This window comes from Pseudomonas sp. S3_B11 (assembly GCF_054667715.1).
This window is the reverse complement of sequence record NZ_CP162749.1, coordinates 3,903,071-3,925,849: the sequence shown is the minus strand read 5'-3', so window position 1 is coordinate 3,925,849 and position 22,779 is coordinate 3,903,071. Positions and strand designations below refer to the sequence as shown.

The 22,779-nt window shown below is 61.8% G+C and carries 18 protein-coding genes; 9 read left to right on the top strand and 9 right to left on the bottom strand.

What is annotated here, in order from left to right; all coding sequences use genetic code 11:
• The first annotated feature begins 123 nt into the window (after window positions 1–123).
• From AB4O22_RS17630 to AB4O22_RS17600, 7 genes are all read left to right on the top strand, one after another.
• Window positions 124–1,113 carry an alpha/beta fold hydrolase gene (locus AB4O22_RS17630; protein ID WP_003199516.1) on the top strand — a complete coding sequence of 330 codons (990 nt, stop codon included), beginning with the start codon at window positions 124–126 and terminating at the stop codon, window positions 1,111–1,113.
• A gap of 126 nt (window positions 1,114–1,239) precedes the next feature.
• Window positions 1,240–1,731: a ribonuclease E activity regulator RraA gene (gene rraA / locus AB4O22_RS17625; protein WP_460096844.1), complete on the top strand. Its 492-nt coding sequence runs from the start codon at window positions 1,240–1,242 to the stop codon at window positions 1,729–1,731.
• A 25-nt stretch (window positions 1,732–1,756) separates the two neighbouring features.
• A complete protein-coding gene (locus AB4O22_RS17620; protein ID WP_460096843.1) occupies window positions 1,757–2,752 on the top strand; it encodes a zinc transporter ZntB in 996 nt (331 codons plus the stop codon).
• A 57-nt stretch (window positions 2,753–2,809) separates the two neighbouring features.
• Window positions 2,810–3,061 (top strand): CrfX protein, encoded by a 252-nt coding sequence (locus AB4O22_RS17615; RefSeq protein ID WP_223473059.1) that lies wholly within the window; start codon window positions 2,810–2,812, stop codon window positions 3,059–3,061.
• 2 nt (window positions 3,062–3,063) lie between these two features.
• The gene (locus tag AB4O22_RS17610) at window positions 3,064–3,888 is read left to right on the top strand and encodes a mechanosensitive ion channel family protein (RefSeq protein WP_003199523.1); all 825 of its coding nucleotides are present in this window, start codon (window positions 3,064–3,066) and stop codon (window positions 3,886–3,888) included.
• A gap of 91 nt (window positions 3,889–3,979) precedes the next feature.
• On the top strand, window positions 3,980–4,570 hold the full coding sequence (gene sigX / locus AB4O22_RS17605) for an RNA polymerase sigma factor SigX (RefSeq protein WP_003183614.1): 591 nt from the start codon (window positions 3,980–3,982) through the stop codon (window positions 4,568–4,570).
• Between the two features lie 108 nt (window positions 4,571–4,678).
• Window positions 4,679–5,713 (top strand): OmpA family protein, encoded by a 1,035-nt coding sequence (locus AB4O22_RS17600; protein WP_003199525.1) that lies wholly within the window; start codon window positions 4,679–4,681, stop codon window positions 5,711–5,713.
• A 660-nt stretch (window positions 5,714–6,373) separates the two neighbouring features.
• Here the strand turns inward: AB4O22_RS17600 and cobA are convergent.
• From cobA to AB4O22_RS17560, 8 genes are all read right to left on the bottom strand, one after another.
• Window positions 6,374–7,129, bottom strand: coding sequence for a uroporphyrinogen-III C-methyltransferase (cobA, locus tag AB4O22_RS17595; protein ID WP_114731123.1), 756 nt, complete (start codon window positions 7,127–7,129; stop codon window positions 6,374–6,376).
• A 10-nt stretch (window positions 7,130–7,139) separates the two neighbouring features.
• Window positions 7,140–9,857: a nitrate reductase gene (locus tag AB4O22_RS17590; protein WP_305443655.1), complete on the bottom strand. Its 2,718-nt coding sequence runs from the start codon at window positions 9,855–9,857 to the stop codon at window positions 7,140–7,142.
• On the bottom strand, window positions 9,857–10,174 hold the full coding sequence (gene nirD, locus AB4O22_RS17585) for a nitrite reductase small subunit NirD (RefSeq protein ID WP_003199531.1): 318 nt from the start codon (window positions 10,172–10,174) through the stop codon (window positions 9,857–9,859). Before nirD ends, AB4O22_RS17590 begins: the two co-directional genes overlap by 1 nt.
• Entirely contained in the window at window positions 10,171–12,624 is a 2,454-nt protein-coding gene (gene nirB, locus AB4O22_RS17580; protein WP_003199533.1) for a nitrite reductase large subunit NirB, read from the bottom strand. Before nirB ends, nirD begins: the two co-directional genes overlap by 4 nt.
• Window positions 12,625–13,073: 449 nt before the next feature.
• Window positions 13,074–14,744, bottom strand: a complete 1,671-nt coding sequence (locus AB4O22_RS17575) for a protein kinase domain-containing protein (protein WP_460096841.1) — start codon at window positions 14,742–14,744, stop codon at window positions 13,074–13,076.
• 9 nt (window positions 14,745–14,753) lie between these two features.
• The gene (locus AB4O22_RS17570; protein ID WP_003199537.1) at window positions 14,754–15,965 is read right to left on the bottom strand and encodes a nitrate/nitrite transporter; all 1,212 of its coding nucleotides are present in this window, start codon (window positions 15,963–15,965) and stop codon (window positions 14,754–14,756) included.
• A gap of 367 nt (window positions 15,966–16,332) precedes the next feature.
• Window positions 16,333–16,908, bottom strand: a complete 576-nt coding sequence (locus AB4O22_RS17565; protein WP_003199539.1) for an ANTAR domain-containing response regulator — start codon at window positions 16,906–16,908, stop codon at window positions 16,333–16,335.
• A gap of 14 nt (window positions 16,909–16,922) precedes the next feature.
• Window positions 16,923–18,134: a CmpA/NrtA family ABC transporter substrate-binding protein gene (locus tag AB4O22_RS17560; RefSeq protein WP_003199541.1), complete on the bottom strand. Its 1,212-nt coding sequence runs from the start codon at window positions 18,132–18,134 to the stop codon at window positions 16,923–16,925.
• 232 nt (window positions 18,135–18,366) lie between these two features.
• Between AB4O22_RS17560 and AB4O22_RS17555 the strand changes: the two genes are divergently transcribed.
• Window positions 18,367–19,386, top strand: a complete 1,020-nt coding sequence (locus tag AB4O22_RS17555) for a quinone-dependent dihydroorotate dehydrogenase (protein ID WP_003199543.1) — start codon at window positions 18,367–18,369, stop codon at window positions 19,384–19,386.
• A 289-nt stretch (window positions 19,387–19,675) separates the two neighbouring features.
• On the opposite strand, the gene rmf is transcribed toward AB4O22_RS17555, so the two are convergent.
• Complete coding sequence (gene rmf, locus AB4O22_RS17550) at window positions 19,676–19,891, bottom strand: ribosome modulation factor (RefSeq protein WP_003223300.1); 216 nt, start codon at window positions 19,889–19,891, stop codon at window positions 19,676–19,678.
• 531 nt (window positions 19,892–20,422) lie between these two features.
• Between rmf and rlmKL the strand changes: the two genes are divergently transcribed.
• Complete coding sequence (gene rlmKL, locus AB4O22_RS17545; protein WP_003199545.1) at window positions 20,423–22,693, top strand: bifunctional 23S rRNA (guanine(2069)-N(7))-methyltransferase RlmK/23S rRNA (guanine(2445)-N(2))-methyltransferase RlmL; 2,271 nt, start codon at window positions 20,423–20,425, stop codon at window positions 22,691–22,693.
• Window positions 22,694–22,779 lie beyond the last annotated feature (86 nt).

Sequence of the window (22,779 nt, the reverse complement as noted above, 5' to 3'; positions counted from 1 at the left end):
GGTAACCTTTGTGGGAGCGAGCTTGCTCGCGATAGCGGAGTGTCAGCCAAGATTGTTTTGCTGATCCACCGCCATCGCGAGCAAGCTCGCTCCCACAGTCGTCTTTTTTTGTGCAAGAAGATCATGCAAAGCAGCAGCAACCTCTTTCCTGTCGCCCTGATCAGCGCCGAGCGGCGCGGTGATCTGAGCGAAGATGTCTATCGCTTGAAACCCGGCAACAGCCCGGACGCCAGCGTCGAACTGGCCGTCACCCGGCTGGGCATGGCCGACGCCTGCGAAACCCGTGGGGTCCCGGTGATCCTGTTGCACGGCAGTTTTTCCAATCGGCGTTTCTGGTATTCCCCCAAGGGCCTGGGCCTGGGCGCGTACCTGGCACGCCTGGGGTTCGATGTCTGGATTCCCGAGATGCGCGGCCATGGGTTGTCCCAGCGCAACCAGGGCTATCGCAACAATCGCGTCGCCGACTACGCCCGCTACGACTTGCCGGCCATTGGCGCCTTCGTTCGTGAGCAGAGTGGGCAAGTGCCCCACTGGATCGGTCACTCCCTGGGTGGCATCACCCTGGCGGCCGCCTTGGGCGGCCATTACCTGGGCGAGCCGGCGGTGGCTTCGGCGGCGTTCTTTGGTACCCAGGTCAGCCGTACCTACTGGCCGTTGAAGATTCCGCCAGTGGAGTGGAGCGGTCGCTTCATCCTCAAGCGTTTTGCCCAATTGTCCGGTTCAAGGCTCAAGCGCGGCCCCGAGGACGAGCCCATCGGCCTGGCCCTGGAAAGCATGCGCTGGTACGGCCTGTTCGGACGTTTCGGCGATGCCGAGAAGAACTGGTGGGCCGGGTTGGCCGATGTCCAGTTGCCGGTGTTGGCGGTGAGTGCCACAGGCGATCACCAGGACCCGACCTGGGCGTGCCGCAAGCTCTTCGATCAGATTGGTTCCGAGCACAAGCAGTTTGTCTGCCTGGGCCGGGGACAGGGTTTCACCGAAGACTTCGGTCACGTCGAGATGCTGGTCAGCAAGGCTGCGCATCTTGAAGTATGGCCGCTGGTGGCGCGTTGGCTCAAGGATCAGCAGGCCCCTTTGCTGGCCGAACAGCCCCAGTTGGCCGAGGCGGTTTGAGGCGAAGGCTCTGACAAGGGCATTTCGCTCTGGTCGGCTTGCGGCTAAGATATGACGCTTCAAGCGGTTCCAGTCACAAACGGTTGCTCATTCAGTCCGACGTTCCAGCCTTTCAGGAGTTGTTCGATGAACCATTACCTCACGCCCGATCTGTGCGACGCCTACCCGGAACTGGTACAGGTGTTGGAGCCGATGTTCAGCAATTTCGGCGGCCGCGATTCCTTCGGCGGCGAAATCGTGACCATCAAGTGCTTCGAGGACAACTCGCGGGTCAAGGAGCAGGTTGAACTCAAGGGCAACGGCAAGGTGCTGGTGGTCGATGGCGGCGGTTCCCTGCGTCGGGCGCTGCTGGGGGACATGCTGGCGGAAAAAGCCGCGAAAAACGGCTGGGAAGGGCTGGTGGTCTACGGTTGCATCCGCGACGTCGACATCATTGCCCAGACGGACCTCGGGGTCCAGGCCCTGGCCAGTCACCCGATGAAGACCGACCGGCGTGGCGTCGGCGAACTCAATGTGCCGGTGGCCTTTGCCGGCGTGACGTTTCGCCCGGGCGAGTATGTCTATGCGGACAATAACGGCGTGATCGTCTCGCCAAGCCCGCTGAAAATGCCTGAATGAAGCAGTACAGCCATAAGGGATGAGGATGTTCGAGGAAGAAAACGCGCAGTGGGGGCTGGTGCATGCCCTGGTGCTGGACGGTAAAGGCGGCGCGCGTTCCATAGCCCGGACCGAACTCGACGATTTGCAGTTGCAGGCCCATGAAAGCCTGTGGCTGCACTGGGATCGCAGTCATCCGCAAACCCACACCTGGCTGCGCAAATCCAGTGGCCTGAGCGAATTCAACTGCGACTTGCTGCTCGAAGAGAACACCCGGCCGCGCTTGTTGCCGTTGCCCAACGCCGAACTGCTGCTGTTCCTGCGGGGGATCAACCTCAACCCGGGCGCCGAACCTGAAGACATGGTGTCGGTACGGATCTTTGCGTCTGCCCAGCGGGTGATCTCCCTGCGCCTGCGTCCGTTGCGCGCCACCGATGAGCTGCTGGCGCAACTGGCCGAGGGCAAGGGTCCGAAAACGGCGTCCGAACTCATTCTCTACATGGCGCAATACCTCACCAATAAGGTGCAGGACCTGGTCACCTGCCTCTCCGAAATCGTCGATACCGAGGAAGAAAAACTCGATACCGACGAACGGTATACCCCTGAGCACGACGCCATTTTGCACATCCGTCGAAGGGCTGCGGGGCTCAAGCGATTCCTGGCGCCACAGCGGGACATCTTCGGCCAGATGACGCGGCTCAAACTGCCATGGTTTTGCGACGATGACGGCGACTACTGGAACGAATTGAACAACAGCCTGACCCGTTACCTCGAGGAGCTGGAATTGACCCGAGAGCGCGTGGGGCTTGTGCTGGAGGCCGAAGACCGGCGCCTTTCGGTGCGCATGAACCGCACCATGTACCGCTTCGGTATCGTCACCGGGATTTTTCTGCCGATGAGTTTTCTCACCGGCCTTCTGGGTATCAATGTCGGCGGCATTCCGTTTTCCGCAAGCCCCTACGGTTTCATGATCGCCTGCCTGCTGATGATCTGCGTGGCGCTGGGGCAGTGGTGGTTGTTCCGTCGTTTGCGCTGGGTGTGATGGGGTTTCATGTGACCCGACGAAATTTGATCGCGTCTTCCACAGACATCACGAGAGGTGCGTATGCACGATCCGTTTGAACAGTCTTTGCGCGACATGCTCAAGGCTTCGCCGTCCAGCCGGGACGACGATGCATGCCTGGGACGTGTACTGAAAACCGCCAACCGCCAGGTCGGCGCAGGTGATCTGTTCAGCCTGCTGGGCCGCTGGTTGCCCGCGCTGATGATCGCCCTGAATAACGGATCGGCCCATCTCTCGCCGGTTTCCCGCCGTAAACCTGTTACTCGCACCGTTGATAAGGCTGATTGAATATGGAACTTGATCTCTGGACCCAGAGCCTCGTCACGGCGATGACTGCGTTGTGGACCAAAGTAGCTAACTTCATCCCGAACCTCTTTGGCGCCCTGGTGGTGCTGCTGTTGGGCTTTGTCGTGGCCAAGCTGCTGGACACGCTGCTGTCCAAGCTGCTTGCCAAGCTGGGCCTCGATCGCCTGATGGGTGGCACCGGCCTGACCAAGTTGCTGTCCCGTGGCGGCATCCAGGTACCGATCTCGACCCTGGTCGGCAAGATCGTGTATTGGTTCGTATTGCTGATTTTCCTGGTTTCGGCAGCAGAATCCCTTGGCCTTGAGCGAGTTTCGGCTACGCTCGATATGCTCGCATTGTATTTGCCGAAGGTTTTTGGTGCTGCGCTGGTGTTGCTGGTCGGCGTTCTGCTGGCGCAACTGGCCAATGGGCTGGTGCGCGGCGCGGCCGAGGGCGTTGGGCTGGACTACGCCGCTGGCGTAGGGCGAATTGCTCAAGGCCTGGTGATCATCATCAGTATTTCGGTGGCGATCAGCCAGTTGGAGGTCAAGACTGACCTGCTCAACCACGTGATCGTGATCGTTTTGATTACCGTTGGTCTGGCGGTTGCGCTGGCAATGGGATTGGGGAGTCGTGAAATCGCCGGTCAGATCCTGGCGGGAATCTATGTGCGTGAATTGTATGAGGTTGGGCAACAAGTGCGTGTTGGCGAGGTCGAAGGCCAGATCGAAGAAATTGGCACGGTGAAGACCACATTGCTGACCGAGGAGGGCGAGCTGGTGTCGCTTTCCAATCGGATCCTGCTGGAACAGCATGTGAGTAGCCGCTAACCCGGCAAACCCTGCTAATGTATGCCGCCGCAAAATGCCTGCTATCGCAGGCTGCGGCGCACATTGACCTAGACTGTCGGCCCGACTTGTTTTGAACAAACCCCAATCGCTATCTACGCGCTACGACCCCCGTGATCTCTCCGATGAGGAGTTGGTCGCGCGCGCGCATACCGAGCTGTTTCACGTAACGCGCGCCTATGAAGAATTGATGCGCCGCTACCAGAGAACATTATTTAACGTTTGTGCACGATATCTTGGGAACGATCGCGATGCTGACGATGTCTGTCAGGAGGTGATGTTGAAGGTGCTGTATGGGTTGAAGAACTTCGAGGGGAAATCGAAGTTCAAGACCTGGCTCTACAGCATCACCTACAACGAATGCATCACGCAGTATCGCAAGGAACGGCGAAAGCGTCGCTTGATGGACGCTTTGAGCCTGGATCCTCTGGAGGAAGCGTCGGAAGATAAGGCGCCCAAGCCCGAGGAGAAGGGGGGACTCGATCGCTGGCTGGTCTATGTGAACCCGATCGATCGGGAAATTCTGGTGCTACGATTTGTCGCAGAGCTGGAATTCCAGGAGATCGCAGACATAATGCACATGGGTTTGAGCGCGACAAAAATGCGTTACAAGCGCGCTCTTGACAAATTGCGTGAGAAATTTGCAGGCATTGCTGAAACTTAAGTTCGGCGCAAATATCTCTTACGTGTAGGCAAGTTCTGTTAGACTTGCCGCCGAGTTGTCCCCCGGTTTGCGGGACTGCTTCACAATCACCAGATGGGGATTTAACGGATGAAACTGAAAAACACCTTGGGCTTTGCCATTGGTTCTTTGATTGCTGCCACTTCGTTCGGCGCTCTGGCACAAGGCCAAGGCGCAGTTGAAATCGAAGGCTTCGCCAAGAAAGAACAATTCGACAGCGCTCGTAACTTCAAGAACAACGGCAACCTGTTCGGCGGTTCGGTTGGTTACTTCCTGACCGACGACGTTGAACTGCGTCTGGCCTACGACGAAGTGCACAACGCCCGTACTGACGACGGCACCAACGTCAAAGGCGCCAACACCGCTCTGGACGCTCTGTACCACTTCAACAACCCAGGCGACATGCTGCGTCCATACGTTTCGGCCGGTTTCTCCGACCAGAGCATCGACCAGAATGGCAGCAACGGCCGTAACCGTTCCACCTTCGCCAACGTTGGCGGCGGCGCCAAGCTGTACTTCACCGAGAACTTCTACGCCCGTGCTGGCGTTGAAGCTCAGTACAACATCGACCAGGGCGACACCGAGTGGGCTCCAAGCGTCGGTATCGGTGTGAACTTCGGTGGCGGCTCCAAGCCTGCTGCTGCTCCAGTTCCAGCTCCGGCTGAAGTCTGCTCCGACAGCGACAACGATGGCGTGTGCGACAACGTCGACAAGTGCCCTGACACCCCAGCCAACGTAACCGTTGACGCTGATGGCTGCCCAGCTGTTGCTGAAGTCGTACGTGTTGAGCTGGACGTGAAGTTCGACTTCGACAAGTCGGTTGTCAAGCCTAACAGCTACGGCGACATCAAGAACCTGGCTGACTTCATGAAGCAGTACCCATCCACCAGCACCACTGTTGAAGGTCACACTGACTCCGTCGGTCCTGACGCTTACAACCAGAAACTGTCTGAGCGTCGTGCAAACGCCGTTAAGCAAGTTCTGACCAACCAGTACGGTGTTGAATCGTCCCGCGTTCAGTCTGTTGGCTACGGCGAATCCCGCCCAGTTGCTGACAACGCCACTGAAGCTGGTCGTGCAGTTAACCGTCGCGTAGAAGCGCAGGTTGAAGCCCAAGCTAAGTAATTAGCCCACAGCTTTGGAAGAGCCCGGCCTAGGCCGGGCTTTTCTTTGCCTGGGATTTATGAAAATCAGCGGGGAAATAGTTTACGGTGGCGGTTTGATTGGGTGCATATCCATTGCTGCGCGATGGCGGTCTGACGGCATGACCGGGTACATATCCATTGCTGCGGTAACGGCTACTTAGGGTTCCGCCCTTACGGCGGCTCACTTTTTTTCAGACGCCAAAAAAAGTAAGCAAAAAAGGCTTGCCCCACCACTCGGTGCCTCGCTTAGGCTCGGCATGCCCTCACTCCGGCATTGCTCCGTGGGCCCGCCGCGAAGGGCCATCCATGGCCCAGCGCGGCTAACCCGGCATCCATGCCGGGTTGCCCACTGCGCAATGCCTGCGTTCGGCCAGCGTGGTTAACGGGGCGTCCCAGATCAAAATCAAAAGCGAGGCGGCCTAACAGCCGGTCTGGTTCTCCCGGTCGTACGCCCATCCGATCTGTGGGAGCAAAGCTTGCTCGCGAGGCGGCCTAACAGCCGGCCTGGCTCTCCCGGTCGAACTCAGATCCCATTGTGGGAGCGAGCTTGCTCGCGATTGCTGTGTGTCAGTCACCATCCAGGCTGCTGATACACCGCCATCGCGAGCAAGCTCGCTCCCACACTGGTAGGGGGTCTATGTCAGAGGGCTGAAACCTGGACCCAGGCAGACGGGGAGGTGGCCAGTTCGGCAGCACCGGCCACCGCGCCAATCACCAGGATCGCCGGGCTCTTGAGTTGAAAGGTGCTGGCATCGGCTTCCATCGAGGCCAGGTCGCTGCGGCAGTCACGTTGATGGGGCAGGGACGCATTTTCGATCATGGCGACAGGCGTGTTCGCGGCCAGGCCACCGGCCAGCAACTGTTCGCGAATTTCGCTCAGTTTCGCCACACCCATGTACACCACCAGCGTCGTGCCGCTTTGCGCCAAGGCTTGCCAGTTCAGGCTGCTGCCATCCTGGGTGTGGGCCGTCACCAGCGTCACGCCCCGGGCAATCCCGCGCAGGGTCAGTGGAATATCGCACTGGGTCGCCCCCGCGAGGCCGGCGGTGATGCCATTGACCATCTCCACTTCGACACCCTGCTCGCGCAGCCACTGCGCCTCTTCACCGCCGCGGCCGAAGATGCATGGGTCGCCACCCTTGAGACGCACCACGCATTTGCCCTGGCGGGCATAGCGCAGCATCAGGCGATGGATAAAGGCCTGGGGCGTGGAGCGGCAGCCGCCGCGCTTGCCCACGGCAATGATGCGCGCGTCGGGGCAATGTTCCAGCACCGCGGCGTTGACCAGATCGTCGATCAGCACCACGTCGGCTTCGCTCAAGGCGCGCACGGCTTTGAGGGTCAGCAATTCAGGGTCACCAGGACCTGCACCCACCAGCCAGACTTTTGCGTTCATAGTGTTTTCCTCACGAGATAGCCGCCAGCGGTTGCGCAGTGGCAACCAGCAGGCGCTTGATTTCCGGTACGCAGGAGCCGCATTGCGTGCCACAGCCCAGCTCCTGTTTGAGCCCCTGCAAGTCCAGGCCGCGTTCAATGCCTGCGCAGATCGCACGCTGGCTGACGTTCATGCAGTTGCACAGCGTTTTACTGCCACCCGTTGCGGCGCCGACATTGCCCGGCGGCGCGCTCAAAGGCGCCAGCAGCCAGCGCCGCAGTTGTTCATCGGCACGACCTTCCAGCCACAGGTTCTGCAACCAGTGCCGGGCCAGAGTTTCGCCGGCCAGGCGAATGGCGGTGATGCGGCCGTTTTCGATGCGCACCCGCTTACCGATGGAGCGACGCGGATCGTCGTAGGCCAGCACCGGCCCATCGATCAGGCCCAATTGTTCATCAATGGCCTGGAGCAGTTGCGGTTCGGGGGCGACAGCGCTGGCAGCGCGAATCAGCAGCGCGGGACGCTCACGGCCAGTCAGGCTCAGGCTGACGTAGGAAAACGCCTCGCACAGGGGGCGCAGGGCCTCCAGATGCTGTTGAACATCGCCTTCGATCAAGGCGAAAAGCTGCCAAGGCAGGTTTACCGGTTCCAGGCGTACGCCGCTGTGCTTGAGTTCCGGTTGTTTCGACAAGGGATCGAAGGCCGGTTGCGTCAGGGTATTCACGCCGCCCTTGAGGAACCGGTCGCCCCAGTGCATGGGCAGGAACGCCTGGCCGGGCCGGACGCTGTCGTCGCTGTCCACGGCCACGATCACGCTGCCGCGACGGCTCTTGAGGCTGACCAGGTCGCCCGCTTGCAGGCGATGGCGTTGCAGTTCGTCGGGGTGCAGGCTGAGGACCGCTTCGTTCACATGACCAAACAACTGCGCGGCGGTACCGGTACGGCTCATGCCGTGCCATTGGTCCCGCAGGCGGCCGGTGTTCAGGGTCAACGGGTAGCGGGCGTCACGCAGTTCCTTGGCGACGCGATAGGGGTCGGTCACAAACCGCGCCCGGCCGCTGTCAGTAGGAAAAATTCCGTCCACGTACAGGCGCGCCGTCCCGACCGTGGCGCCGTCCGGGAAAGGCCATTGCTGAGGGCCGAGTTGGTCGATCAGGGCATGGCTGATGCCGGACAAGTCCAGGTCGCGGCCACGGGTCAGCTGTTTGTATTCATCGAAGAGTTGGGCCGGGCTTTCAAAGGCGAACAGGCTGGGTTGGCTCGGGCGCAGGTGTTTTTCCAGGCGTTGTGCGAAATCTACCGTGATTGCCCAGTCCGGCCGTGCTTCACCCGGTGCGCCGATGGCCCGGCGGACGTGGGAAATGCGCCGTTCGGAGTTGGTCACCGAACCTTCTTTCTCGCCCCAACTGGCCGCTGGCAGCAGCAGGTCGGCAAACGCGGCGGTTTCGGTGGTCCGGAACGCTTCCTGCAACACCACGAACGGGCAGGCTTGCAGGGCTTCACGTACCGCGGTCTGGTCCGGCATCGATTGGGCAGGGTTGGTACAGGCGATCCACAAGGCCTTGATCTTGCCGCTGCGAACCTGCTCGAACAGCTCGATGGCGCTCAAGCCAGCGGTGGCGGGCAGTTGCTCGACGCCCCAGTAGTGGGCGACTTCGGCACGATGTTCCGGGTTGGCGGCTTCGCGATGGCCCGGCAGCAGGTTCGACAGGCTGCCGGTTTCCCGTCCGCCCATGGCGTTGGGTTGACCGGTCAGCGAGAACGGCCCCGCACCTGGACGGCCGATCTGCCCGGTGGCCAGGTGCAGGTTGATCAGGGCGCTGTTTTTCGCGCTACCGGCGGTGGACTGGTTCAAACCCATGCACCACAACGACAGGAAGCTTGGCGAGGTGCCGACCCATTCGGCGCACTGATGCAGTTGTTCGACACTGATGCCGCACAGCTGGGCGACCATGCTCGGGGTGTAATCGCGCACCAGGTTTTTCAGCTCCGCCAGGCCTTCGGTGTGGGCCTTGATGAAGTCGCGGTCGATCCAGTCTTCCCACAGCAGCAGGTGCAAAATCCCATGGAACAAGGCGACATCGGTGCCCGGCAGGATCGCCAGGTGCAGGTCTGCCAGATCGCAAGTGTCGGTGCGCCGGGGGTCGATGACGATGATTTTCATCTGCGGTCGACGGGATTTCGCCTCTTCGAGACGGCGAAAGAGGATGGGATGGGCGTAGGCCATGTTACTGCCGACGATCATCACGCAGTCGCTCAACTCCAGGTCTTCGTAGCTGCAGGGCGGGGCGTCGGCGCCGAGGCTGCGCTTGTAGCCCACCACGGCGGAGGACATGCACAGCCGCGAATTGCTGTCGATATTATTGGTGCCCACCAATGCCCGGGCGAGCTTGTTGAAGGCGTAGTAGTCCTCGGTCAGCAATTGGCCGGAGATGTAGAACGCCACGCTGTCCGGGCCGTGCTCGGTGATGGTCTCGGCGAAGACGCTGACGGCGTGATCCAGGGCGCTGTCCCAGTCGGTGCGGGCCCGGGCCAGTCCTTTGCCCAGGCGCAGTTCGGGGTAGAGCGCGCGTGCGGCGAGGTCGCCGGTCAGGTGCAGGGTCGAGCCCTTGCTGCACAGTTTGCCAAAGTTGGCCGGATGGGCGGGATCGCCGCTGACGCCGAGGATGCGCTCGCCGTCATGCTCGATCAGGACGCCGCAACCGACCCCGCAATAACAGCAGGTCGAGGCAGTGATCTGGCGGTTCATCAGCTTGCGTCCCGCAGGGCCAACTGCACCCGGCCGTTTTCGACCCGGGCCGAATGATGATGGGCGCAGCCTACGTCCGGGGCCTGGGCCTGACCGCTTTCCAGGTCGATCTGCCAGTTGTGCAGCGGGCAGGCCACGCGTTTGCCATAGACCAACCCTTGGGACAACGGGCCACCCTTGTGCGGGCAACGGTCATCGAGGGCGAACACTTCATCGTCGCTGGTACGAAAAATCGCGATGTCGCCTTTCGGGCCATTGATGATGCGCGAACCCAGGATATTGATGTCCTCCAGTGCGCAGATATCCAGCCAGTTCATGCCGGCACCTCCAGGTTTTTCACGGGGATGACCTCAAACTCTTTCTTCAACTGGGGTTGTTCCAGGCGTTGTTTCCACGGGTCTTGTTCCAGCGACAGGGAAAATTTCAGGCGTTCATGGAGCGCCTTACGTCGAACCGGATCTTCAAGCACGGCTTTCTTGATGTGCTCCATGCCGACCCGCTGCATGTAATGCACGGTGCGTTCGAGGTAGAAGGCTTCCTCGCGGTACAGCTGCAGGAAGGCACCGTTGTATTCACGCACTTCTTCGGCGGTCTTGAGCTTGACGAAAAACTCCGCGACTTCGGTCTTGATCCCACCGTTGCCGCCGATGTACATCTCCCAGCCGGAGTCGACACCGATAATGCCGACGTCCTTGATGCCGGCTTCCGAACAGTTGCGTGGGCAACCGGAGACGGCCAGTTTCACTTTGTGCGGCGACCACATGTTGAACAGGTCGTGCTCCAGCTCGATACCCAGTTGGGTGGAATTCTGTGTGCCGAAGCGGCAGAACTCGCTGCCCACGCAGGTCTTCACGGTGCGGATGGACTTGCCGTAGGCGTGGCCGGACGGCATGTCGAGGTCTTTCCAGACGCCGGGCAGGTCCTGCTTCTTGATGCCCAGCAAATCGATGCGCTGACCGCCGGTGACCTTGACCATGGGCACGTTGTATTTGTCGGCCACGTCGGCGATGCGCCGCAGTTCCGAAGGGTTGGTCACGCCACCCCACATCCGCGGGACCACGGAATAGGTGCCGTCTTTCTGGATGTTGGCGTGGGCGCGTTCGTTGATCAGGCGCGACTGTGGGTCGTCCTGGGCTTCGCCGGGCCAGGTGGAAATCAGGTAGTAGTTCAACGCCGGGCGGCAGGTGGCGCAGCCGTTGGGGGTGCGCCAGTTCAGGTAGCTCATGGCCCCGGCGATGGTCAGCAGGTGCTGGTCGCGGATCGCCTGGCGGATCTGGCCGTGGTTGAGGTCGCTGCAACCGCAGATGGCTTTTTCGCTTTTCGGCTTGACGTCCGCCGCACCGCCGACGGTGTTGATCAGGATCTGCTCCACCAGGCCGGCGCAGGAACCGCAGGAACTGGCGGCTTTGGTGTGTTTTTTCACGTCATCGACGCTGAACAGCCCGTGCTCCTGGATCGCCTTGACGATGGTGCCCTTGCACACGCCGTTGCAGCCGCAGACTTCGGCGCTGTCGGCCATGCTCATGGCTTTGTCCTGGCCCTGGTGGCCTACGTCGCCCAAGGCGTTTTCACCGAACATCAAGTGATCGCGGATCTCGCTGATGCCATGGTTCTCACGGATCTGGCGGAAATACCAGCCGCCATCCGCCGTATCGCCGTACAGGCAGGCACCGACCAGCACGTCATCCTTGATCACCAGCTTTTTGTAGACGCCGCCGATGGGGTCGGAAAGGGTGATGGTCTCGGTGCCTTCGCCGCCCATGAAGTCCCCGGCGGAGAACAGGTCGATGCCGGTGACCTTCAACTTGGTCGAGGTGACCGAACCCTTGTAAGTGGCGAAGCCCAGTTGCGCGAGGTGGTTGGCGCAGACCTTGGCCTGTTCGAACAACGGCGCCACCAGGCCGTAGGCGGTGCCACGGTGGCTGGCGCATTCACCAATGGCGTAGATGCGCGGGTCGTAGGTTTGCATCGTGTCGTTGACCAGGATCCCGCGGTTGCACGGGATGCCGGATTTTTCCGCCAGTTCGGTATTGGGACGGATGCCGGCGGCCATCACCACCAGGTCGGCGGGGATGATGTCGCCGTTCTTGAACTGGACCGAGCCGACCCGGCCATTGCCGGCATCGTGCAAGGCCTGGGTCTGCTCGCTGAGGCGGAATTTCAGGCCACGGTTTTCCAGGGCGGTCTGCAGCAGTTGGCCGCTGGTCTTGTCCAGTTGCCGTTCCAGCAGCCATTCGCCCAGGTGCACCACAGTCACGTCCATGCCCCGCAGCTTCAAGCCGTTGGCGGCTTCCAGGCCGAGCAGGCCGCCACCGATCACCACGGCGTGCTTGTGGGTCTTGGCGGTGTTGATCATCGCCTGGGTGTCGGCGATGTCGCGGTAACCGATCACGCCTTCCAGGGTGTTGCCAGGAATCGGCAGGATGAAGGGTGTGGAGCCGGTGGCGATCAGCAAGCGGTCGTACTCGGCTTCGCTGCCGTCTTCGGCGATGACCCGGCGTTTGACCCGGTCGATTTCCACCACTTTGCGGTTGAGCAGCAGCTTGATGTTGTTGTCCAGGTACCAGCTCAGGTCGTTGAGCACGATCTCTTCGAACGTCTGCTCACCGGCCAGCACCGGCGAGAGCAGGATGCGGTTATAGTTGGTGTGGGGCTCGGCGCCGAACACCGTGATGTCGTACAGCTCGTTGCTCAGCTTGAGCAGTTCCTCGAGGGTTCGAACCCCGGCCATGCCGTTGCCGATCATCACCAGTTTGAGTTTTTTCATCAGGGTTCTCCGCAAGCTCAGGTCCGCTTTATCACGGCGATCGGACTGGCTCGGTCATTTTTACGAAAACAAAAAAAGGCGTCCCGCTAGCAAGCTAGCGAGGACGCCTTTGTCCTGGTCCCGTTCTCTCGGGAAGCACCGCCTTCATCGTTGGAGGCGTTGCCTTATGTCTGTTGAAAGGGATTATGCAGTGGTTGTGCCAACTGGCGCGAAGGCACGGATTTATTGAGTGGCGGGCTGGTGGAGCGGATTGGGGAGGGATTTATTGCACCGAATCAAAGCGTGTTGCCCGGTAATGGAGCGTGGCAGCCGGCAGCTTGGTAGTGGCAGGCAGGCCGCCATCGCGAGCAAGCTTTGCTCCCACAGCAGATCCCCTGTGGCAGCAAATTCCCTGTGGGAGCAGGTCCCCTGTGGCAGCAAAGCTTGCTCGCGATGGGCGCGACCGGATCTCAGCCATGAAACACTAGAAACAGCAGCACCAGATTCACCACCAGCGACACCAGCGCCAACGTCCGCCAGACCTTCAGCGGTTCTCTTTCCAGCAGCGGCCTGGGCCTGACGCTCAAGCTGCGGCGCTCGCCCTGTTCCAGCAGCAACAACCATTCCTCGGCGGTTTCAAAACGCTGCTCCGGATCCGCCGCGGCGGCGCGTTCCAGGCTTTGCCCGAGCCATTCGGGCAGGTCCGGCCGATAGCGGCTGGCACTGACCGGCACGCCAAAGCGCGGGCGCTGGAAGGCTTCGATTTCGCCGTAGGGATAGTGCCCGGTCAGCAGGAAATACAAGGTCACGCCGACGGCATACAAATCCTGTTGCGCCGTTGGCGCGGTGCCGCCGAAGGCTTCCGGGGCAATGTAGCTGGGGGTGCCGGGCAAGACGTTGGCCTGGTCCTCGGACAGGCCCGGGCAGTACGCCAGGCCGAAATCCAGCAGGCGCAATTCCCCGTCGTCGCCCTGGTGCAGGTTTTCCGGCTTGATGTCGCGGTGGTAGATCTGCCTTCGATGCAACAGGCCCACCGCCCGCACCAGCCGTTGCGCCAGGTCCAACCACTGGGCCAGAGGTAGCGGCCCGCCCTGGTTGAACAGCTCGGCCAGGGTCGCACCCGGATATTCCCGCATCACGTAGTACAAATGCTGACGCTGGGGAACGCCATGGACCTCGGGAAACTGCCGCCCGGCGACGCGCTTGAGAAACCATTCTTCCGAAAGCAGGGCCTGTCCGGCCCGGCTGTCGTCCCGTAGATGCACGGGCAGGGTTTTCAGCAGCCAGGGTTGGCCCTGGCCGTCGCGTACCCGGTAGAGCAACGATTGCTGGCTGTGGCCGAGCAGGCTTTCGATCTGCCAGCCCTCGAACACCTGGCCCGGTTTCAGCGCAGGTGGCAGGGGCCATTGCTGCAGCTGGATCAGGGCATCGCCGATGCTGGCTTCGCCCACCGCATCGACCCGCACCAGCAAGGCGCTGGCGTTGTCCTGGCTACCGGCCAGGTGCGCGGCGTTGACCAGCGTCTGCGCGGCCAGGTCCAGGTCCGGCTGGTCGCGCAGGATACCGGCGATGGCCGTATCCCCCAGGACCGCCCAGACGCCGTCGCTGAGCAGCACGAAGGTTTCGTCGGTGCGCAGCTCGCCGTCGAGAAAGTCGAGGATCAGGTGTTGATCCAGGCCCAGGGCGCGCTTGAGCACATGCTGCATGCCTTGCTGTTCCCAGACGTGATCCTCACTGACCCGTTGCAGGTGGTCGGCGTGCCAGCGGTAGACTCGGCAATCGCCGACATGCGCGAGGGTGAAGCGCCGGCCCCGCAGGACCAGGGCGCTGACGGTGGTGAGCAGCGGTTGCCCGCCACCGTTGGCTTGCAGCCAGCGATTCTGCGCCAGCAACAGCCGGTCCAGCGCCTGGGCCACGCCCCAGGTTTGCGGCGTGGAGTAGTAGTCCAGGGCCAGCGCCTGCAAGGTCGAACGGGCGGCCAGCCCGCCGTCGGCGCATTGGCTCACGCCGTCGGCGATGGCGAACAGGTAACCCTTGCTGGCGGCCAGGGCTGGGGCGGGGGTGACCAGGCGCAGGGCGTCCTGGTTTTCCTCCCGCGGGCCGATGGCACTGGCTTCGGCGAAACTCAGTTGCAGGCTCATGGTTGCAGCTTATACCCGAGCAGCGGTGACAGCTGCCGAACCCCAAGTGGTTCTCCAGCGACGCTTGACGCCGTGCAGGCCGAACCAGGCCAGGACACCGAGGCTGGCGAACAACCACAGCGCCAGTTGATAGCTGCCGGTGCTTTGCTTGATCGCGCCCATGCCCGCCGCCAGGGCGAAGCCGCCGATGCCGCCGGCCATGCCGATCAGCCCGGTCATCACGCCGATCTCGCGACGGAAGCGTTGTGGTACCAGTTGGAACACCGCACCGTTGCCCGCACCCAAACCGAGCATGGTGCAGACGAACAGCGCCAGGGCCGCGTAGGAGCTCGGCAGGTTGAAGCCCACTGCGGCGATGCAGACGGCCGCCACGGTGTACATGCCCAGCAAGGTGCGGATGCCGCCGAAACGGTCCGCCAGGGCGCCGCCCAATGGACGCATCAGGCTGCCACCGAAGACGCAGGCGGCGGTGTAGTAGCCGGCGGTGACCGGGCTCAGGCCATATTGGTCGTTGAAGTAGCCGGGCAGGGCGCTGGCCAGGCCGATGAAGCCGCCGAAGGTCACGCTGTAGAAGAACATGAACCACCAGCTGTCGCGGTCGCCCAGGGCCTTGAGGTAATCGGCCATGGATTTGGCTTTTGGCCGCTCGGGGGCGTTCTTGGCCAGCCAGGCGAAAAGCACCAGGGTCAGCACCAGCGGGATCAGCGCGAAGCCGAACACGTTGGTCCAGCCGAAGGCCACGGCCATGACCGGTGCGATCAACGCAGCGAGCACGGTGCCCGAGTTACCAGCACCGGCAATGCCCATGGCCTTGCCTTGATGCTGTGGCGGATACCACTGGGACGCCAGCGGCAGGGCCACGGCGAACGAAGCACCGGCCACACCCAGGAACAGGCCGAGCAGCAGGGCTTGTTCGTAGCTGTGGATACCCAGTTTCCAGGCGCAGAACAGCGCGCTGATCACGATCACCTGGCCCACCATGCCGGCGGTTTTTGGCGAGATCCGGTCGGCCAGCAGGCCCATGAACAAACGCAGCACGGCGCCAGCCAGGATCGGCGTCGCGACCATCAGGCCGCGTTGCTGGGTGGTCAGGTGCAGGTCAGCGGAGATCTGTACCGCCAGTGGGCCGAGCAGGTACCAGACCATGAAGCTCAGGTCGAAGTAGAGGAAGGCCGCGAACAGGGTCGGGGTATGGCCGGATTTCCAGAAGCTTGAATTCATCGCGCACCTCAGCTGTAAAAGTCTCGAGAAATGAGTCAGTGCTTTGAGCAGTGCGCCGTCTGTGGTCGCACCACCGGTCCCGAAGGGCCAAAACAAAAAAACGCCGCAACCCGGATCGCCAGAGAGGCAAGAAGGGTGTGCGACGTCTTTGTCGTAGGTGGGGCAACCGCCGTTGGTTACCTGTGGGTTTGCTTAAGCGATATCTGTGCCAGGTCTGTCATGATCGTTCCTACGCTCTGCGTGGGAATGCATCCCGTGACGCTCTGCGTCACCTTGTGAAGCGGAACGCGGAGCGTCCCTGGCGGCATTCCCACGCAGAGCGTGGGAACGATCATTAGTAGGGGGCGAGGCAGGCGCTACAAGGCTTTCAGCCCAGCAGCTCATTCATGGCAATGATCTGCTCCGCCACCTGGATCAGCTTCTGCTGGCGGCTCATGGCCTGGCGGCGCATCAGGGTGTAGGCCTGTTCCTCGTTGCATTCCTTCATCTTCATCAGCATGCCCTTGGCCAGTTCGATGCGCTTGCGCTCAGCCAATTGCTGGTCCCGGGCCAGGAGCTGGGCGCGCAGGGCCTGGTCGCTTTCGAAGCGGGCCATGGCCACGTCGAGGATCGGTTGCAGGCGCGCGGCATGGATGCCTTCGACGATGTAGGCGCTGACGCCCGACTTGATCGCCTGGCGCATCACATTGGGGTCGTGCTCGTCGGTAAACATGACGATCGGTCGTGGCTGGTCGCGACTGACCAGCACCACTTGCTCCATCACATCGCGCCCGGGTGACTCGGTATCGATCAGGATCACGTCCGGACGCACCGTTTCGACGCGCGCTGGCAGGTCGATGGTCAGGCCGGATTCGTCGATGACTTCGAACCCGGCTTCAATCAGGGCGGCCTTGAGGCGACCGACTTTTTTCGCGGTGTCGTTGATCAGCAGGATACGCAGCATGGTCGTGGCTCCTGTCAGCGGCTGGCGAGAAGGGGAGCCGCATCGCTCAAGGCGTGCAGTTTGAAGCTGCGGGCGTACCCGGCCGGATCCGAGCCGTCCCAGGTGATGCCGTCGATCAGTTGGCTGCTGCGCATGTCCTGGCGCGGGGACGCGATGTCCAATGCCGCGCAGGCTTCGCGGTACAGCTTGAGTTGCTGGACGTCCTGGGCCACGGCCAGGTAATCCGGGTCTTCGCGCAGCAGGCCCCAGCGGCGGAACTGGGTCATGAACCACATGCCGTCCGACAGGTACGGCAGGTTCACCTCGCCGTTGCCATGAAAGCGCATGGCGTGGGGATCCTGCCAGCTATTGCCCAAGCCGTCGGCATAAATCCCCAGCAGGCGCGGCTCGATGCAGTCCAGCGGGGCGTCGAGGTATTCAGGCGCAGTCAACAGTTGCGCGGTACTGCGACGGTTTTCGCTGCTTTGTTCGATGAAGCGGCTGGCTTCGAGGATCGCCATCACCAGGGCCCGGGCGGTATTGGGGTATTGCTCGACGAACGCGCGGGTGCAACCCAGGACTTTTTCCGGGTGATCGGGCCAGATGGTCTGGGTGGTCGCCAGGGTGAAACCGAGGTTCTGCTTCACCGCGCTGGCGCACCAGGGCTCGCCGACGCAAAACCCGTCGATACGCCCGGCTTGCAGGTGCGCGATCATTTGCGGCGGAGGCACGACCACGCTGTCGACATCCGACAACGGGTGGATGCCCTGGGCGGCGAGCCAGTAATAGAGCCACATGGCGTGGGTGCCGGTGGGGAAGGTCTGGGCGAAGGTCAGTTTCGGGCGAGTTTGGTGCACGTGTTGTTCCAGTGCTTCAGGACTGGTCACGCCCTGGGCCTGCAAGCCATGGGACAGGTTGATGCTCTGGCCGTTCTGGTTCAGCCCCATCAGCACGGCCATGTCACTCGCCGCGACCCCGCCGATGCCCAGGTGCACCGCGTAGATCAACCCATACAGGCTGTGGGCGGCATCGATTTCGCCGCTGACCAGCTTGTCGCGCAGGTTGGCCCAGGAGGCCTGGCGCTTGAGGTTCAGGGTCAGGCCGTAGGGTTGGGCGAAGCCCTGGGTGGCGGCCACGACGAGCGGGGCACAGTCGCTCAAGGCCATGAAACCGAGGTTGACCGCGCTCTTTTCCGGGGCATCGCTGCCGTTGACCCAGGCCAGGGGGTTGGCTGGAACTTCATTCATCGGTATCACCTTCCACATAAAAAAGCGCCGTGTCCGGGCCCAGGAGGCCGGACGACGACGCCGTTGTCCCTTAAAACAGTGTGGCACTCATTCCGTCGTTGGCATGGGCGCTGATGACCAAAAGGGTGCAAGGCATATGCCAGCGCTATCGTTTTGTGCGGGCGCCTCGCTTGAGCCGCCGTTGCCCGGCTATAATCGCCGCCTCATTTCGTCGCCCGAGTCAAAGCCGCCCATGTACACCCTGGCCCGTGAACTGCTGTTCAAACTCTCCCCGGAAACTTCCCACGACCTGTCCCTGGACTTGATCGGCGCGGGCGGACGCCTCGGCCTAAACGGTTTGTTGTGCAAGGCCCCGGCAAAATTGCCGGTGACGGTCATGGGCCTGGAATTCCCCAACCCGGTCGGGTTGGCGGCGGGCCTGGACAAGAATGGCGCGGCCATCGACGGGTTCGCCCAGTTGGGTTTCGGTTTCGTGGAAATCGGCACCGTCACCCCCCGACCGCAGCCGGGCAACCCCAAGCCACGGCTTTTCCGCCTGCCGCAAGCCGAGGCGATCATCAACCGCATGGGGTTCAACAACCTGGGCGTCGATCATCTGTTGGCCCGTGTGGCCGCGGCCAAGTACAAGGGCGTGCTGGGCATCAACATTGGCAAGAATTTCGACACGCCGGTGGAGCGCGCCGTCGACGACTACCTGATCTGCCTGGACAAGGTCTACGCCCACGCCAGCTACGTGACCGTCAACGTCAGCTCCCCCAACACCCCGGGGCTGCGCAGCCTGCAGTTCGGTGATTCGCTCAAGCAACTGCTGGCCGACCTGGCCCGGCGGCGCGCAGAACTGGCGTTGATTCACGGCCGGCACGTGCCGCTGGCGATCAAGATCGCCCCGGACATGACCGACGAAGAGACCACCCAGGTGGCCCAGGCCCTGATCGAGACGGGCATGGACGCAGTAATCGCCACCAACACGACCCTGGGTCGCGAAGGTGTCGAAGGGCTGGAACACGGTGACGAGGCGGGCGGCTTGTCTGGCGCGCCAGTACGTGACAAGAGCACCCACACCGTGAAGGTGCTGGCCGCTGAATTGGCGGGGCGCTTGCCGATTATCGCCGCGGGCGGGATTACCGAAGGCCGCCACGCCGCCGAGAAGATCACCGCCGGGGCGAGCCTGGTGCAGATTTATTCGGGCTTTATCTATAAGGGGCCGGCGTTGATTCGTGAGTCGGTGGATGCCATTGCGGCGTTGGGTTGATTCAGGAACGGTCGGCATCTATTGATGCGAGCAAGTTGTGGGAGCAAAGCTTGCTCGCGATGCAGGCGCCTCGGTTCCAGGTAGACCGCGTCGTCTTCATCGCGGGCAAGCCTTGCTCCCACAGCGTGTCGCCACAACAGTGTTTGCAGCTCAACCTCTTGAAACCCAGGCATTAAAAAGGGCTCCTCGAAGGAGCCCCCTGGGCCGTAGCCCGCCGTCCGGATGGGACGTGCGTGGTTAAATCGATATGAGTGTCAAATTGTCGAGTTCTTGAGTATTAAGCCCTGTGTCAGCCGACGGCGTGAAGTTCGTTGAGTCTATGGATACCCGCAGTGCCGGTCATACCGTCCCAGTTGTCGCCGCGTCCTTCTCGCCAGCCATTGATCCAGGCTTGACGTACCGACGGTAGAGTAAAGGGGCAAAGCTCACGGGATTTACCACCAACGCCATATTGGTAACCACGTAAAAATGCTCTTTCCAACGGATCACGCTTAAGTCTTCTCATAGGGTGTTGCCCTCACTTGTTGACTGTTACTTAGCGTCGACCTCTATCGAGGCCGGGGCAGAATCATTCTGCCGTTGGTGGCTCGTTGCCGGCGTGACGAGCCGAGGTGTTGACGCCGTTGCGACGTCAACCTGTGTTGAGTTCTAACCAAAGCGTCACATGGATGGAATGATCGTTTTGTCATAAGCACGTAACAATAAAGATGTTAGGGCGATAAGTAACTTGATGTTCGTTGACCGCTTTTGAGCAAGACCCCTGTATGATCGGCCCTGCGCCGAAAGGGGTAGGTCTGGCTCGGATGAGAATGTCCTCCCGTTGCACTCGGGTACTATTCGACGAAAGGGTCGAGTTTTCACAATTTGTTGCACAGAATTTTTTTTCTGCCTTCGCATCTAAGCTCTTTTAACCTGAGCGGCGAGGGTGGCACGGCACACTTTCGTGCCACGCGGGTGCTCTTGAGAAAAGCACCTGATTGAACCCGGCCCGGCAATGCGTTGCCCGGTCCACTTAGCCAAAGGCTCTGGAAATCCCATGTCCGATCGTTTCGAACTCTTCCTCACTTGCCCCAAGGGCCTCGAAGGCCTGCTCATCGAGGAAGCCGTCGGGCTTGGCCTTGAAGAGGCGCGCGAGCACACCTCGGCCGTGCGCGGCATGGCCGACATGGAAACGGCGTATCGCCTGTGCCTGTGGTCGCGCTTGGCCAACCGCGTGTTGCTGGTACTCAAGCGCTTCCCGATGAAGGACGCCGAAGACCTGTACCACGGCGTGCTGGATGTCGACTGGCAAGACCACATGCTGGCCGATGGCACCCTGGCGGTGGAGTTCAGCGGCCACGGCTCGGGCATCGACAACACCCATTTCGGCGCCTTGAAGGTCAAGGACGCCATCGTCGACAAGCTGCGCACGCCGACGGGCGAGCGGCCGTCCATCGACAAGCTCAACCCGGACCTGCGCATCCACCTGCGCCTGGACCGCGGCGAAGCGATCCTCTCCCTCGACCTCTCCGGCCACAGCCTGCACCAGCGCGGTTATCGCCTGCAGCAGGGCGCCGCGCCGCTGAAGGAAAACCTCGCCGCCGCGATCCTGATCCGTGCCGGTTGGCCACGCATTGCCGCTGAAGGCGGGGCGCTGGCCGACCCGATGTGCGGTGTGGGCACATTCCTGGTGGAAGCCGGGATGATCGCCGCCGACATGGCGCCGAACCTGCGCCGCCAGCAGTGGGGTTTCACCGCCTGGCTCGGCCATGTGCCGGCGTTGTGGAAGAAACTCCACGAAGAGGCCAGTGAACGCGCCGCCGCCGGCCTGGCCAAGCCACCGTTGTGGATTCGCGGCTACGAAGCCGACCCACGACTGATCCAGCCGGGGCGTAACAACGTCGAACGTGCCGGCCTGAGCGAATGGATCAAGATCTATCAAGGCGAAGTCGCCACCTTCGAGCCGCGTCCGGACCAGAACCAGAAGGGCCTGGTGATCTGCAACCCACCGTACGGCGAGCGCCTGGGCGATGAAGCCAGCCTGCTTTACCTCTACCAGAACCTTGGCGAGCGTCTGCGCCAGGCCTGCCTGAACTGGGAGGCGGCGGTGTTCACCGGCGCGCCGGACCTGGGCAAGCGCATGGGCATTCGCAGTCACAAGCAGTATTCGTTCTGGAACGGCGCCTTGCCGTGCAAATTGCTGCTGATCAAGGTGTTGCCGGACCAGTTCGTCACGGGTGAGCGTCGTACCCCGGAACAGCGTCAGGCCGAGCGTGAACAGGCCGTCTACGACCAGGCCCCGGAAGTACCGCAGGAGCGCCAGTACAACAAGAACGGCAACCCGATCAAGCCAGCACCGGCGCCGGCCCCTGTGGTCGAGCAGGCGCGGTTGAGCGAAGGCGGGCAGATGTTCGCCAATCGCCTGCAAAAAAACCTCAAGCTGCTGAGTAAATGGGCCAAGCGTGAAGGCGTTGACTGTTATCGGGTCTACGATGCCGACATGCCGGAATATTCCATGGCCATCGACCTGTACCACGACTGGGTGCACGTCCAGGAATACGTCGCGCCGAAGTCCATCGACCCGGAAAAAGCCTCGGCCCGGCTGTTCGACGCCCTGGCGGCGATTCCCCAGGCGCTGAACGTGGACAAGAGCCGCGTGGTGATCAAGCGTCGCGAGCGCCAGAGCGGCACCAAGCAGTACGAGCGCCAGAGCGCCCAGGGCAAGTTCACCGAGGTCAACGAAGGTGGCGTGAAGCTGCTGGTCAACCTCACCGACTACCTGGACACCGGGCTGTTTCTCGACCATCGGCCGATGCGCCTGCGGATCCAGAAAGAGGCGGCCGGCAAGCGTTTCCTCAACCTGTTCTGCTACACCGCGACCGCCAGCGTCCACGCCGCCAAGGGTGGCGCGCGCAGTACCACCAGCGTCGACCTGTCCAAGACCTACCTGGACTGGGCGCGGCGCAACCTGTCGCTCAATGGTTTTTCCGACAAGAACCGCCTGGAGCAGGGCGATGTGATGGCCTGGCTTGAAGCCAGCCGTGACGAATACGACCTGATCTTCATCGACCCGCCGACTTTCTCCAACTCCAAGCGCATGGAAGGCGTGTTCGACGTGCAGCGCGACCATGTGCAGTTGCTGGACCTGGCCATGGCGCGCCTGGCGCCGGGCGGCGTGCTGTATTTCTCCAACAACTTCCGCAAGTTCCAGCTCGAGGACAACCTCGGCGAGCGTTATGCGGTGGAAGAAATCACCGCCAAGACCATTGATCCGGATTTTGCCCGCAACGGCAAGATCCACCGCGCCTGGAAGATCATGGCACGTTGATTTGCAGTTGATTGGATCCACGAAGCCTTGTAATACAAGGCTCCTGGCCTATTTTAAGGGCTGGTCAAAGTGATGGCGAATAGCTA